15 protein-coding genes are annotated in these 13,726 nt (G+C 53.2%); 2 read left to right on the top strand and 13 right to left on the bottom strand.

The genetic code is table 11. The features are described from left to right. The first annotated feature begins 34 nt into the window (after nt 1-34). A complete protein-coding gene (gene uvrB, locus HDF08_RS07820) occupies nt 35-2,023 on the top strand; it encodes an excinuclease ABC subunit UvrB (protein ID WP_218884524.1) in 1,989 nt (662 codons plus the stop codon). Nucleotides 2,024-2,096: 73 nt separating this feature from the next. Here uvrB and HDF08_RS07815 read toward each other — a convergent pair whose 3' ends face one another. From HDF08_RS07815 to HDF08_RS07795, 5 genes are all read right to left on the bottom strand, one after another. After that, nucleotides 2,097-2,489, bottom strand: a complete 393-nt coding sequence (locus tag HDF08_RS07815; RefSeq protein WP_179637930.1) for a hypothetical protein — start codon at nt 2,487-2,489, stop codon at nt 2,097-2,099. Beyond that, nucleotides 2,479-3,351: a DUF5677 domain-containing protein gene (locus HDF08_RS07810; protein WP_179637929.1), complete on the bottom strand. Its 873-nt coding sequence runs from the start codon at nt 3,349-3,351 to the stop codon at nt 2,479-2,481. Before HDF08_RS07810 ends, HDF08_RS07815 begins: the two co-directional genes overlap by 11 nt. 34 nt (nt 3,352-3,385) lie before the next feature. Further along, the gene (locus HDF08_RS07805; RefSeq protein WP_179637928.1) at nt 3,386-3,805 is read right to left on the bottom strand and encodes a type II toxin-antitoxin system VapC family toxin; all 420 of its coding nucleotides are present in this window, start codon (nt 3,803-3,805) and stop codon (nt 3,386-3,388) included. Continuing rightward, nucleotides 3,802-4,266: a hypothetical protein gene (locus HDF08_RS07800; RefSeq protein WP_179637927.1), complete on the bottom strand. Its 465-nt coding sequence runs from the start codon at nt 4,264-4,266 to the stop codon at nt 3,802-3,804. The genes HDF08_RS07805 and HDF08_RS07800 overlap by 4 nt, the downstream gene beginning before the upstream one ends. Nucleotides 4,267-4,496: 230 nt before the next feature. Then, on the bottom strand, nt 4,497-5,129 hold the full coding sequence (locus tag HDF08_RS07795; protein ID WP_179637926.1) for an FMN-binding negative transcriptional regulator: 633 nt from the start codon (nt 5,127-5,129) through the stop codon (nt 4,497-4,499). Nucleotides 5,130-5,238: 109 nt separating this feature from the next. Here HDF08_RS07795 and HDF08_RS07790 point away from each other — a divergent pair, with 109 nt between their 5' ends. Continuing rightward, the gene (locus HDF08_RS07790; RefSeq protein ID WP_179637925.1) at nt 5,239-6,003 is read left to right on the top strand and encodes a dienelactone hydrolase family protein; all 765 of its coding nucleotides are present in this window, start codon (nt 5,239-5,241) and stop codon (nt 6,001-6,003) included. A 135-nt stretch (nt 6,004-6,138) separates the two neighbouring features. Here HDF08_RS07790 and cobF read toward each other — a convergent pair whose 3' ends face one another. The 8 genes from cobF to cobG form a co-directional block, all read right to left on the bottom strand. After that, nucleotides 6,139-6,915, bottom strand: coding sequence for a precorrin-6A synthase (deacetylating) (gene cobF, locus HDF08_RS07785; protein ID WP_179637924.1), 777 nt, complete (start codon nt 6,913-6,915; stop codon nt 6,139-6,141). Nucleotides 6,916-6,976: 61 nt separating this feature from the next. Next, a complete protein-coding gene (locus HDF08_RS07780) occupies nt 6,977-7,792 on the bottom strand; it encodes a cobalt-precorrin-6A reductase (RefSeq protein WP_218884523.1) in 816 nt (271 codons plus the stop codon). Nucleotides 7,793-7,822: 30 nt separating this feature from the next. After that, nucleotides 7,823-8,611: a precorrin-4 C(11)-methyltransferase gene (gene cobM, locus HDF08_RS07775; RefSeq protein WP_179637923.1), complete on the bottom strand. Its 789-nt coding sequence runs from the start codon at nt 8,609-8,611 to the stop codon at nt 7,823-7,825. Beyond that, nucleotides 8,608-8,973 (bottom strand): cobalamin biosynthesis protein, encoded by a 366-nt coding sequence (locus tag HDF08_RS07770; protein ID WP_257031066.1) that lies wholly within the window; start codon nt 8,971-8,973, stop codon nt 8,608-8,610. Before HDF08_RS07770 ends, cobM begins: the two co-directional genes overlap by 4 nt. Then, the gene (gene cbiE, locus HDF08_RS07765; protein WP_179637921.1) at nt 8,970-10,220 is read right to left on the bottom strand and encodes a precorrin-6y C5,15-methyltransferase (decarboxylating) subunit CbiE; all 1,251 of its coding nucleotides are present in this window, start codon (nt 10,218-10,220) and stop codon (nt 8,970-8,972) included. Before cbiE ends, HDF08_RS07770 begins: the two co-directional genes overlap by 4 nt. A 2-nt stretch (nt 10,221-10,222) precedes the next feature. Then, the gene (locus HDF08_RS07760) at nt 10,223-11,734 is read right to left on the bottom strand and encodes a precorrin-2 C(20)-methyltransferase (protein ID WP_218884522.1); all 1,512 of its coding nucleotides are present in this window, start codon (nt 11,732-11,734) and stop codon (nt 10,223-10,225) included. Further along, nucleotides 11,731-12,354 (bottom strand): precorrin-8X methylmutase, encoded by a 624-nt coding sequence (locus HDF08_RS07755; protein ID WP_179638869.1) that lies wholly within the window; start codon nt 12,352-12,354, stop codon nt 11,731-11,733. The genes HDF08_RS07760 and HDF08_RS07755 overlap by 4 nt, the downstream gene beginning before the upstream one ends. Before the next feature lie 2 nt (nt 12,355-12,356). Next, complete coding sequence (gene cobG, locus HDF08_RS07750) at nt 12,357-13,637, bottom strand: precorrin-3B synthase (protein WP_257031065.1); 1,281 nt, start codon at nt 13,635-13,637, stop codon at nt 12,357-12,359. Nucleotides 13,638-13,726: the final 89 nt, after the last annotated feature.

Here is a 13,726-nt window from a genome sequence, read left to right as displayed (position 1 = left end):
GCATCCTCCGTTCTAAATAAACTATCCTATAGAGATGGACTTCCAGCTCTCGACCACCTACAAGCCTCAGGGCGATCAGCCTCGCGCCATCGCTGAGCTCATCTCCGGCATCCACGCCGGCGAAAAAGATCAAGTCCTCCTCGGCGTCACCGGCTCCGGAAAAACCTTCACCATGGCCAAGGTCATCGAAGAGCTGCAACGCCCCGCCCTCATCCTCGCGCACAACAAAACCCTCGCCGCCCAGCTCTACCACGAGTTCAAAACCTTCTTCCCCTCGAACGCCGTCGAGTACTTCGTCTCCTACTACGACTACTACCAACCCGAAGCCTACATCCCCGCCGGCGATCTCTTTATTGAAAAGGAGTCAACCATCAATGAAGAATTAGATAAACTCCGCCTCGCCGCCACCCGCAGCCTCTTCGAGCGGCGCGACGCCATCATCGTCTCCTCCGTCTCCTGCATCTACGGCCTCGGCTCGCCCGAAGCCTACTACGGCATGTTGATGCTCCTTGAAAAAGGTCAGAAGATCAAGCGCGAAGACATCACCCGCCGCCTCGTCGAGATCCTCTACGAGCGCAACGATGTAGACTTCCGCCGCGGCACCTTCCGCGTCCGCGGCGACATCATCGAGGTCTACCCCACCTACGACGAAAACGCCTACCGTATAGAGCTCTTCGGCGACGAGATCGACAGCCTGTCGCAAATAGACCCCCTCTTCGGCACCGTCAGGCAAAAATACTCCCGCCTCCCCATCTATCCCAAGTCCCACTACGTCGTCCAACCCGAACGCAAGACCACCGCCGTCAACTCTATCCTCGAAGAGATGGAGTGGTGGGAGAAAGAACTCGAAAACCAGGGCCGCTTAGTCGAGTCCCAACGCATCCACCAGCGCACCCGCTTCGACCTCGAGATGATCAAGTCCGTTGGCTTCTGCCACGGCATCGAAAACTACTCCCGCCACTTCTCCTCGCGTCTCCCCGGCGAACCGCCGCCCACGCTCCTCGACTACTTCCCCCAGGACTACCTCCTCTTCATCGACGAGTCCCACGTCACCGTCCCGCAACTCCACGGCATGTGGCACGGCGATCGCAGCCGCAAACAAAACCTCGTCGACTATGGCTTCCGACTCCCCTCCGCAATGGACAACCGCCCCCTCCGCTTTGAAGAGTTCGAGTCCCGCACCGGCCAGATCATCTACGTCTCCGCCACCCCCGGCGCCTACGAGCTGACAAAATCCGCAGGCGTAGTCGTTGAACAGATCATTCGTCCCACGGGCCTGATCGATCCTCAAGTCGAGATTCGCCCCATCAAAGGCCAGATCGACGACCTACTCGCCGAGATCCGCGACCGCACCCAAAAGAACCAGCGCGTCCTCGTCACCACTCTCACCAAGCGCATGTCCGAAGACCTCGCCAGCTACTACACCGAAGTCGGCGTCCGCTGCCGCTACATGCACTCCGAGATCGAAACCCTCGAACGCATCAAGCTCCTCCGCGACCTCCGCAAAGGCGAGTACGACGTCCTCATCGGCATCAACCTCCTCCGCGAAGGCCTCGACCTCCCGGAGGTCTCGTTGGTAGCAATCTTGGACGCCGACAAAGAAGGCTTCCTCCGCTCCCAGGGCTCTCTCATCCAAACCATCGGCCGCGCCGCCCGTCACGTCGAAGGCCGGGCAATTCTTTATGCGGATAAGATGACCGACTCCATGCAGCGCGCCATCAACGAGACCGACCGCCGCCGCGAAAAGCAAGTCGCCTACAACGAGGAAAACGGCATCACTCCCGCCAGCATCATCCGCCCAATAGAAATGGGCCTGGCCGGCATCCTCAAAGCCGACTACGCCGACCTCACCGACGAAGCCGAAGGCATGCCCGACTTCTCCACCCAGCAAGAACTAGACGTCTACATCGGCAAACTAGAATCCGACATGCGCGAAGCCGCCAAAAAATTCGAATTCGAAAAAGCCGCCAAGCTACGCGACACCGTAAAAGAACTCCGCACCAAAGAATTCCTCTTCAGCTAGGCCAGGTTTTTGGATGATCAGTCCTTTGTATTGTGACCGTCAGTCAGGCGCGTAAAACAAAACTATAAACACCCTAAAAACTCAAATCGGCTATTTTCTTCAGCCTCGGCTCCTCGGCTGCTAATGCAGCCATGAACTCTTGCAAGATAGTCGGCGTGACATACCCATCCCGCTCGGCCATGTAGGTGCGCGCAATATGCAAAGATGCGAACGATTTACGAACGCTCGCAAAGAGGTCTGCTTTGAGAAGCTTTGGGCAAAGACTATGCTTACGAATACAGTCGAAGGTACGCATAGATAACTCATGCGAGTTTAGCAGCGTGCTCATTTCAAAATCCAAATCGAGGTAATCGAATCCGCTCTCTGTAATAAAGAATCGCGCTTCAGAAGTTTGAGCATGAGTTACTGAGCAAAGGGCTTTATATAGCGAATCATAGAGATCTCTTTCTCCCAATTCATCCGCCATATTCCCCCATTTGAACGAGCTGCTTTTCTTTTCGTGCCGTTTTATCGCTTCGATGAGTCAAGTCATCTTCATTAGCCATCTCTCTGATTTGCGCTAGAAAAACAGCCGCTTTAGCTGGGTATCTGTAAACGTATTTGATCTTGAGGTAGTTTTCATAAAGAGCTCTAACCAGATAGTTAGCATCATATGAAATCCCATTCTCCAGCAGAATAAGTATGGAGCGCAGTGATTTGATGAAACTTACGAAGGCGAAGGCAACTACAAATTCAACATCGAGCTGTTCTTTTCCTTTTCTTTTGGATATACCCGAATTAAAATAGGTTTCGATATAATATCCCCCGATTATTTGAACCTGTTGTAAAGTGCCGTTCAACATTTTCTCCGGGGTTTCGGGGTCAATCAATTCTTCGATGGCGACCCCGGCCTCCACCTGGCTTCTAAACTCCGCAATTGCGGTGTCATATTTCGTTTGCTCTGCGGGAGTTAGTTTTTTGAGGTCGGTGACTAATCGACCAGTTTGTAGATACGCATAGATAATCTCGGGCCTTATGTCAGCTTGCTTCATCGCTCGAAGAATTTCCCGCTTCAGATCTGCAGATGAAGTGAAATATTTATTGACAAGGATCGGATCGTTTTTGCGTGGCTTGCGTTCGAAGATGGCTTCAAAATGAGCTGATGCATGGCGAAAGGCTTCGACAACCTCATCATTCATCGGGATCTCTTTCGAAATATTTCCTGCACTATCACGAACCCATTTGAACTTTCGTTTCTTGCAACAAGCAGAATATTTCCTGCCGCTCTCACACGGACAAGGCTCGTTCGAGCTTACTTCAACAGTTTTTTTGCCTTTGGAACGATTCATAGCAGGAACCTAAATATAGTCAGAGTTCTCGTCGCTAAAGCAGCGGCGTATTGAAATCCGCAATAAACTGAACTCCCGGCACATCCAGCCCCATCAACTGCTTGTCCCCGGTCAGGAACAGATCAATCCCAGCAGAAGCCGCCGAAGCCAAGTGAATAGAATCGGCAACCTTCAATTTGTTCTTGGCCCGCAATCGGCTGAACGGCATGACCGCGCCTGCATCGAATGGAAGATAGCCAAACCCCATCTCTTCCATCGTTCGCTGTATCTTGCCGGCTTTCTCTGGGGAATTCACCGCTCCCGCCATCACTTCGCCGTACGCAAGAAAACTCGTAAAAAGCGAATCCCCTCTCTCATACGACCGTCGCAGCAGATGCTGAACTCGTTTTGAGTAAGCGGGATTTCCTTCGAGCAGATAGATGATCAACATCGAATCCCAGAAGATTCTGCTCAAGCAGCCTCCTCATCATCCGACCTGATCCATCGCACGAACCCTTCAGCTCCTCCATGCTCTTTCAACTCTTCTTTGAGCAACCCTCGCAAGGCATCCGTAAGCCGCTTAGCCCGCGCCGCTGCATCCTCCCTCACAGCCTCAACACGTGATCCCTTACGCTGACTAGCCTTCAAGTTGATTGACTGGCCAGTTATCCGATAACGCACCACGACTGTCGGACTCTGCCCGGAAGGCGGCCCATCCACTCCAACGATCTCAATTCCATTTTGATTAAGAAACTTGGAAGTTTGAATCGAATTGCAAATCTGCGGAGTGTGATTTCTCGGAAAGCCGGAAGGCAACAGCAAATCGAGCATCCCACGCACCGGAATAGAAAATTCAGTATGCCCCGATCTCACCGCAGGATCGATATACTTCTCTTTCGCGACGCGACGAATTTGTTCGCTAAGACCAGTTTTCATCTAACTCCTCCAGATGAAATTCATCTTAACATATAAGCTGTCTATCTAGCCTATTTAGTCTGTCTGTATAGCAACCGACCATCCTGCATGTGCCTAGCCTTCCCCTCGCGTAAAGAGCCACGCTCACTACGAACAACATAGCGGCGATCACCACCACTAACTCACCAACAAAGTTGCCCGGCAGACCCTCTGCGCCCAGCAGCCTCACCACTTCATACCCCCAGCCGACACTACATAGCGTCTTCAACCAGCCTCTTCATCATCAGGCTCCCCGGCGTACTCTCCTTGCTCAGTCCTTCCAGCACTCCCTCGCGATCCCGCACCGTACGGTTCTGACTAACCTTCCACTTCCCCTCCAGGCGGCCGATCGGCAGCTCCAGCCCCACAATCCCCTTCATCATCGTCTCGATAAACTCCTCCGGCGCATCGCTCACCTTCCACGGCATCGCTGTCTCGGCCTCGTTTTCATTCGTCAGTCTCTCAAGGTGTGCTCTCATCCAGCTCTTGTCGTCCATCACCTTCAGCGATCCGTACGCATGAACCACAACGTAGTTCCACGTCGGAACCTCTCTCCCATGCTCCACCTTCCCGGGATACCACGTTGGCGAGATGTAGTGCTGCGGGCCAGAAAAGATCGCCAGAGCCTCGACCGACGCCTCCAGATCGCGCCACTGTGAATTCGCCCGCGAAACGTGACCCCTCAGAACGCCCAGCGGCGAACCGCCCTCCTCGAGCACCATCGGAATATGAGAAGCCACGAGCCCCGACGAACTCAACGTCACCAACGCCGCCAGCGGCTCCGCCCTCATCAGCGAGTGCAGCACTGGCACCCGCTGCTCTTCATTCGCCCGTGGAATATACATCCCTCACCTCACACCTGCAGCCTAAACCCCAAACCACTCTCAACCAGAATAAGATAGACACCGGGCAAACTCACAAGCGATTCATCCGAGATTCGAGGCGAAAAGAAAAATGATCATCGTCAACGACGAGTACGTCACGCTCGACACTCTCAACGGCCCCATGCGCACTCACATCGTCCGCCCCGCCGGCACCGGCCGTTACCCCGGCATCGTCTTCTACTCCGAGATCTTCCAGATCACCGCGCCCATCCGCCGCACCGCCGCCATGCTCGCCGGCCACGGCTACATCGTCGCCTGCCCCGAGATCTACCACGAGTTCGAACCCGCTGGCACCATCCTTGCCTACGACCAGGCTGGCTCCGACCGCGGCAACGTCCTCAAGACCACCAAAGAGCTCTCCAGCTACGACGCCGACGCCCGCGCCGCGCTCGACCACCTCAAATCCCGCGCCGACTGCACCGGCCATCTCGGAGCCATGGGCATCTGCATCGGCGGCCACCTCGCCTTCCGCACCGCCATGAACCCCGACGTTCTCGCCACCACCTGCTTTTACGCCACCGACATCCACAAAGGCTCCCTCAGCAAAGGCGGAGACGACTCTCTCGAACGCGCCAAAGACATCCAGGGTGAGCTCCTGATGATCTGGGGACGCCAGGACCCGCACATCCCCCTCGAAGGCCGCGTGGCCATCCTCGCCCGGCTTAACGAACTCCAGAAGAAGTTCAGCTGGCACGAGGTCAACGGAGCCCACGCCTTCATGCGCGACGAGGGCATACGCTACGACCCCGAACTCGCCTACAGCCTCTACGGCCTCGTCTTTGACTTCTTCCACCGCAAACTAGGCGAAGGGAATGTTGATAGATCCAGAAACTAGTTGGTAAGCTTTGACACTATCCCAATTTCTCTTAAAAACTCTAGACATCCACCACTTCGAAAATGGTCGAAATGCAATGTTAGTTTTTTGATGACGCCTTCTTGACGCTTGCAGTAGATCGCACATGTCACAGAGCTACTTGTCAAGACGGCGTGCAGATGGATTCCGAAGCAGATAGGTATCCATCACCCACCCATTTTTCTCCCGAGCCGCGCTTCGAGCCGCCTCGATACTCTCAAGCGTTTCGGCAAGTGTTCCAGACAAGAGGATCTCTTTATCACTGCCCACGTAAGCCCCCCAGTAGATCTCCACCTCTTTGTCTAGCACATTTTTGAATGAGCACGTTCCATCGAGCATGACGACAACATTCTCTGTGCTGGAAACTAGATCAGTCGATAGCTGACGACCCGTTGTGATGCAAATCGACTCCCCGATACCATTCAAGGTTATTTTGTGGCGTGCCGCGAGAGCTTGAATGCTGGTAATTCCAGGGATGACTTCGTAATCGAAATGAATTTGGCCACGGCCAATAATCTGATCAATCACTCGCAGAGTGCTGTCATAAAGTGACGGATCTCCCCAGATGAGAAACGCGCCACACTCATCCTCCTGCAACTCGTTCTTAATCAGATCTTCGTAGATTAGGGCCCGCTGCTGGTGCCATGCCTCAACTTGAGAGGTATAAGAATCTATGGTCGGGTCGCGCCATGGATCGATGATCTCGATAGTTCTGTAGGATGGCTCGTCGATGTATCGTTCACATATCTCCTTTCTAAACTGCGTTAGATCGCTTTTTGTTTCTCCTTTGTTAGTAATAAAGAACACGTCAACCTGGTTTATAGCCTTAATCGCTTGAATTGTTACTTGCTCTGGATTACCCGGACCGATTCCAATGATGTATAGCTTCCTCATATTGACATCCCTTTTAAATGATAGATGAAGCCATCAACACCTGCGCCCAGGTTGACAAGCGTTATCGTGTTGTTCGATTGAACTGGATCAAGCGATCAACTTCCATGAGTACTTCTTCGAGTGTTTCGACTGTTGAAGCCGTGTGTTTGACAGGCCGCTTCACCATGACTACCGGTATCTTGAGTAGCTGTGCGGCTTGAATTTTGGTATATGTTGCCGGCCCACCACTATTTTTGGAGACAACGTAATTGATTGAGTGATTCTCTAGTAACCGCAACTCTTCGCTAAGATCGAATGGGCCGCGTTGCAATAGAATTTGATGAAAACGCGGTAGCGGTCCGTTTGGTTCTTCTATGGCGCGGATCAGAAACCAGGCATTGTGACAAGCAGCGAACGAATTTAGCTCTTGTCTACCAATCGACAGGAGTACACGTCTTTTCTGAAAATCAACAAGACTGGCTGCTTCTTTAAAATCTTTGACTTCATGCCAAATATCCGCTTTTGTCTTAGTCCAGGGTGGCCTTATGAAAGCAATAAGTGACAATCCCAATCTGGCGCACGCAAGCTCTGCGTTATGACTGATTCGGACGGCAAAGGGATGGGTGACATCAACGACCATCCCGATGCGCTCTTTCACGAGGAAAGAGACTAGCCCGTCAACACCACCAAATCCTCCGACCCTGACGATGCCTTCGGGACGCTTAGGCTCGCTTACGCGACCAGCCAACGAAGAGATGGTGTATAGGTCCGGTCTATGTGCAAGACGTAAAGCAAGCTCAGTCCCCTCTCCGGTCCCACCAAGAATCAGTATTCGTTGTGAGTTTTGAGGACCGCGTGCGCTTCTTATCTCACCCGATGTTGGATCGAGGTCGGCCAAGTTAACATCCTAGTTTTGAATTCCATACAATCAATCTGCGTCCGGGAATACTGGTTTAAAATCACCCTGTGCCTCCGGCTCGCGCTCTCTAGAAACAGAGTAGAGATAGCTCTCACCAAAATTGGAACGGCTAAGGGTTCGTCCAACCAAAATCAGAGCGTTCCTGTCTATCCCTGACTGAGCCACGATCTCTTGGATTGTCGATAGCGTCCCGCGCAAAATAATTTCGTCCGGCCAACTCGCATGGAACACGACGACTACAGGACAGTCTGCACCATAAAGTGGCAACAGCTGTGAAGCTACCATCTCAAGATTCATGATGGAGAGATGAATCGCCATTGTCGCGCCCGATTGACCTAGCGTTACGAGATCTTCACCTTCTGGCATTGCGGTTGACCGAGTGGAAGTTCTTGTCAGAATCAAGGTCTGGGCTACCTCAGGAAGAGTTAGTTCTTGACTAAGTGCAGCTGCGGCGGCGGCGAATGATGGGACACCGGGGGTTACGTCGTAAGGAATTCCGAGAGCGGTGAGCCGGCGGATCTGCTCTGCCATCGTGCTCCAGATTGAAAGATCCCCAGAATGGATTCGAGCTACGTCGAGTCCGTTCTCATGAGCTGACGAGATCTCTGCAATGATCTCATCAAGATTCATCTCGGCTGAATCAACGATACGAGCTCCCGACGGAGCATGTGCGATCACTTCTTTCGGTACTAATGAGCCTGCATACAGACACACGGGGGAGCGGCTAATCAGATCTCTTCCCCGCAGTGTGAGCAAGTCGGGAGCGCCAGGACCTGCGCCAATGAAATGAACAGTCATGGCAGCACCGCCACAGCACATGTGCAGAAACGTCCCGTCTGGCGCGGTAAAATAAGACGGGCCGCGGGTCCGAGGGAAGCCAAAGCCGATGCTTCGGCGACGCTGGGAGTTCCAAGCTTCGATGCAGCCAACAATGACTGAATTTTGATTCCGCTAACCTGCGCAAGAACACTGGCAGGAAACAGTACCAACTGCAGTCTGAGGGCGGTCGCGACTGCTTCCCCGATATTTGAGCACCGATCCAGCGTTGCGAGGAAGCCGCCGGGAGTGATTTCACTCATACACTTTTGAATAAGCTGAATAACATCCGAAGCTGTCGCACGAGAGGAGCAGCCAATGCCGATCGAACAAGGGGTACTCATGACTTCACCACCGACCATTGGGTTATTGGCATCAGATGCCGCCATCCAAGGACGCCGCCGACGGGCTCTGCACGAGCAACGAGGATTCGCACAAGTTCGCCACCGTACAATCTCTGCCAGGTTGCGACAGCTATCTCGCTTTCAATGGTAACTGCGTTCGCAACGATTCGACCACCTTTGGTAAGTTTGTTCCAGCAAGCTTGGAATAAGCCGTCCCCGCTAATTCCCCCTCCGATGAAAATTGCATCTGGCGGCTGCAACCCGTCGAGAGTCGACGGTACACTTCCCTTGATTACCTTTAGGGTTGGGACGCCAAGTCTCTTTGCGTTGACTAAAATTCTTGCGGCCCTATCTTCGCGTTCTTCAAAGGCAATGCACGAGCATGAAGGATGAGAACGCATCCATTCGATACCTACCGTTCCTGTACCCGCCCCAATATCCCATAACTGTTCGCCCGGCAACGGTGCTAAACGCGATAGAGTTGCGGCGCGAACTTCACGTTTTGTCAGTTGCCCGTCTGTTACATAGAAATCGTCCGGAAGTCCCGGAACAACCGACAAACGTTTCGCTTCAGGATCAGCAACGCATACAACCGCAATCAGATTCAAGTCTCCACATTGGTTTACCGACCAGATATTTGCCCGGTCGTCCCGGCGTCTCTCCGCAGAGCCACCTAGATATTCAAAAACGGTGAATTGACTCGATCCATACCCGCTGTCGGTTAGAAATTTCGCGACTGTCGCAGGAGTTGTGCCGTCTTCAGAGAAAAGTATCAGCTGCTGGCCTGGATGTAGATATCTCTGTATTTGCTCAATTGGGCGATTGACCAGTGATAACAGGATTGTCTCAGAGATTGCCCAACCGAGACGCGCACACGCGAGCGAGAATGCTGAGACCTGCGGTATAACAAGAAATTCGGCGGGAGCCAACTCGCGAGTAAGCGTCACACCAACGCCAAAAAGCATCGGATCACCGCTGGCTAAAGCTGTAACTCTGCTTCGCCCTCGATAGTGCGTCAGAATTTCGTGCACCGCTGTGGCCATGGGAGAGGGCCACGCTATCTGGGCAGCACGCACCTTAGGGATATAGGCAAGATGCCGAACACCGCCGTAAAGAAACTCCGCAGACTCTACAGCTTGTTTCGCTGCCGAACTAAGTCCCTCCCAGCCATCTTCGCCGATGCCTATGATCGACAACCAGCGTTCCTTAACATCCGATCTCGCTGCTCCAATTTCAGGAAACGGCATTGTTAAACTCCATAGGTTCGCGGAGTGTAAATCATCTCCCGATGATCCGACAGCAGAAGGCTGCGAGTGGTTGAAGATCCAACAAGAATGAGCGTCTGCATATCGGCCAATGAGGGATCGAATCGCGCAAGATCTGTAACCACAATTTTTTCGTCTGATCTGCCCACAGCGCGAGCTAGTACTACCGGGGTATCGGGGGTTCGGTAACCTGCAAGAATCGCCTGTGCCTCAATCAGCTGCCACTTCCGCTCAGAAGAGATGGGGTTATAAATCGCGAGGGCGAAGTCAGCAGAAGCAACAGCATGCAACCGCTTCACGATGACCTCCCAGGGTTTTAGACGATCCGATAGCGAGAGAACACAAAAATCGTGCCCCAGAGGCGCACCTATTCTAGCTGCTACGGCCTGCATAGCCGATACCCCAGGAACAATCCGGATATCGAGAGAACGCCATGCTTCTGGCCCCTGATCAATCGACTCCAACACTGCGGAGGCCATTGCAAAAATACCGGGATCTCCAGATGAAACGACACATACGCGCCTTCCGGACTCCGCGAGAGAGAGAGCATGACGTGCGCGTTCTGCCTCTACCTTGTTATCAGAACCGAAACGACGCTGACCGGATCGAAGTGGGACTCGATCCAGATATCGCTGATATCCAACCAGATCGGTCGCCTCAGCCAAGGCTTGCTGGGCCTCTGGCGTAATCCACTCGGCAGACCCCGGTCCTAGTCCGACAACTGTTATTTGTCCTAGACTGTTGACGATATCGCCTTGCTGACTCTGCCTGGAATCGGGGACAAGTATGAGCGAGAAATAAGGAACGCTTGACGAATCCACTTCGCTTAGTGGAACTATCCGTTCCTGGCTCATAGTCGCACGCTCGATGTAGAGAGCCTTGTTCAAAACTCCGGCTCGCGACAATGCGTTTTTCACCTTCGTGAAGTTGCGACCAAGTTTTATAACCGCGAATGCATCACGAGGATTTAGCCGGGCCGTCAAGGCATCTTCCGACAGAGTTGCAGGAAGTATGGTTAGCTCTGAGTCCCTTCTGACGAGCGGGGTGCCGAGCCTTGCTGCCGCGGCCATCACAGATGGAATTCCAGGAACCACCGACGTGAAAAAGCGGTGAGCCAGCCTGTCGTGAAGGTACATAAACGACCCGTAAAAAAAAGGGTCGCCCTCGCAAAGAACCGCAACGTCGAGACCTTCCAGGAGATATGCTGCGACTTGCTCCGCCATCTGATCATAAAACTGAGCAATGATCGCCTCGTACCCGCCGGGGTGATCTGTCGACTCTGTCGTGAGTGGGTAGATCATCGGCATCTCGATTTGTTCGCGTGTCAACTCTGAGCGCACAATGCAGCGCGCGTTACTCTGGCCGTGCTTGGCTGTCGGATAAGCAACAACGTGAGCCTGCTTGATGATACGCAAAGCCTTAAGAGTTATAAGCTCGGGATCGCCAGGTCCTAGCCCAACGCCGAAAAGTTTTCCTGGCATTTTGCCTTCGATCATTCTTCCTCACTTGCGAGAGCGTTGACGGCAGCCGCGGCGATGGCACTTCCACCACGGCGCCCTCGAACCGTCAAAAAAGGAAGATTAAGGTGGTTAGTCTCAAGAGCTACTTTCGACTCCGCGGCCCCGACGAAACCAACAGGAATGCCGATGATGAGAGCCGGAGCTGCTGCGCCTGTTTCGAGCATCTCGAGCAGGTGAAACAAAGCCGTCGGTGCGTTCCCGATCACAACAATAGAATCGCCAAGTCTATCGCGCCAAAGCTCCAGTGCCGCCGCACTGCGGGTCGTCTCGAACCTTCTCGCTAGTTCCGCGGTACGTGGATCACTCAGCGTGCAGATCACTTCGTTGTTCTTCGGAAGTCTGGATCGGGTGATCCCATTTGCCACCATATTTGCATCACAAAGTATGGGCATCCCAGCTAGAAGCGCCTGCTCGCCGACTTCAGTAGCGGTCGGTGATGCAGAAACATATTGCGGCAGATCCGTCATCCCACAGGCATGAATCATCCGCACCACTACGCGCGCCAGGACAGGCGAGAACGAAGATAGATCCGATTCCGCCCTAATGATTTCAAAAGATTCGCGGTAAATATCCTGAGCGTCTTTGTTATAAATCATCTTCACAAATGAACCTCAAAGGGCTCCTCTGCCTGACATGCAGCCACCTTATCTATGACAGAATCGAGCGAACAGTTTGACGCAATCAATTGTCCATTGATCCGCAAACCGTAACCCGAAGAACTTGCTATCAACTCTGCAGTCGCACCATTCCGCATCGCACATTGTTTTTCACATCCTGAAATGTTGACCGTCCAACCAGGCTTTGCATTGCGGCCGGCCAGGCGACGTGCCAACGAAGACGCATCGCGTCTCACATCAGTCAAAGAAGCATCGCAGCCGGAGCTTCCCGCACACGCGGCGATCCCGCGATACCCATCTTTGGCATCGAACGACAAACCCGCGGCCTCAAGGTGCTCAGTAATTTGACTAATCGAATGTTTAGGTACAGCTCCGAGCACGACACCCCGCCATGGGGCCAACCGAATATCTCCCTCGCACTCTTTCGCGATTATGGCTACACACTGCACCTGTTCCGCGGTTAGTCGTCCAAGAGGAACCAAAGGGACTAAGCTTGCGAAATCAGATTGGTGAGTTGCATAGACTCCTACCGGCATATGGGCAACGAGGGTTGAACTGTCGGGAGAAGGACAAGCCACAAGGAAACTCGACAACCCATCTAATAATCGATCCAGCGCCTGAGGTACTGACGCAATTTTCTTTCCTCTTGCCGGTATTTGGAATTCCTTTGAAATCTTGAGACATATCTTTGCGGCCTCGAGTACGCAGTCCAAAGCCTCATCTATCCTCACGCAAAAGCCCGATAAGGTTTCTCCTATGACGAAATGAAACGAATGCGTTTTATCTACACTCACTACTCGCAAAGTTAGATCATCGCTATCGCGAGCAAACCAGTCTCCACCTCCATCTATGGAAAAACTAAACTTGGGTGGTAGGGCCGCAAGTACTTGATCCGCGATGAGGCGGCGATCTAATTCCTGAACGAATGGCCGTGTATCTACAATCTCGCCAAAGCCTAAACCAGCGAACGGGCTTGTCACGATATTGCGTACGCGGTCGTGCTCCGGAGAAGGAAGAAAGCCGGCGGAGTCCAACCCTTGGATCACGGAATTCAGATCTTGCTGTTGAATGGCTCGCAGTTGCAAGTTGGAACGTGAAGTAATTTCGACTTGCCCGTCAGCGAACGAGGCTGAGAGTTCGGCTACAGCAGCGAGTTGGCTGGGAGTGATCATCCCACCCGGCACTCTTACCCGCGTGAGTAGACCGTCTTTCGCCTGGACCGCGTGAAGGATGCCAGGGCAGAAACTCTCTCCAACTCTCATCATGCGACTTTCTCTCTTGACCTGTCACCGCAAGATGGTCGGGAACGCAGCGACGGAATAGGCTGCGGCCACCCGGCCTTCCCCTCGGA

Source organism: Tunturiibacter empetritectus (assembly GCF_013410875.1).
Classification (GTDB): domain Bacteria; phylum Acidobacteriota; class Terriglobia; order Terriglobales; family Acidobacteriaceae; genus Edaphobacter; species Edaphobacter empetritectus.
Note: the sequence above shows the minus strand (reverse complement) of the source record. Positions and strands in the feature narration are given on the sequence as shown.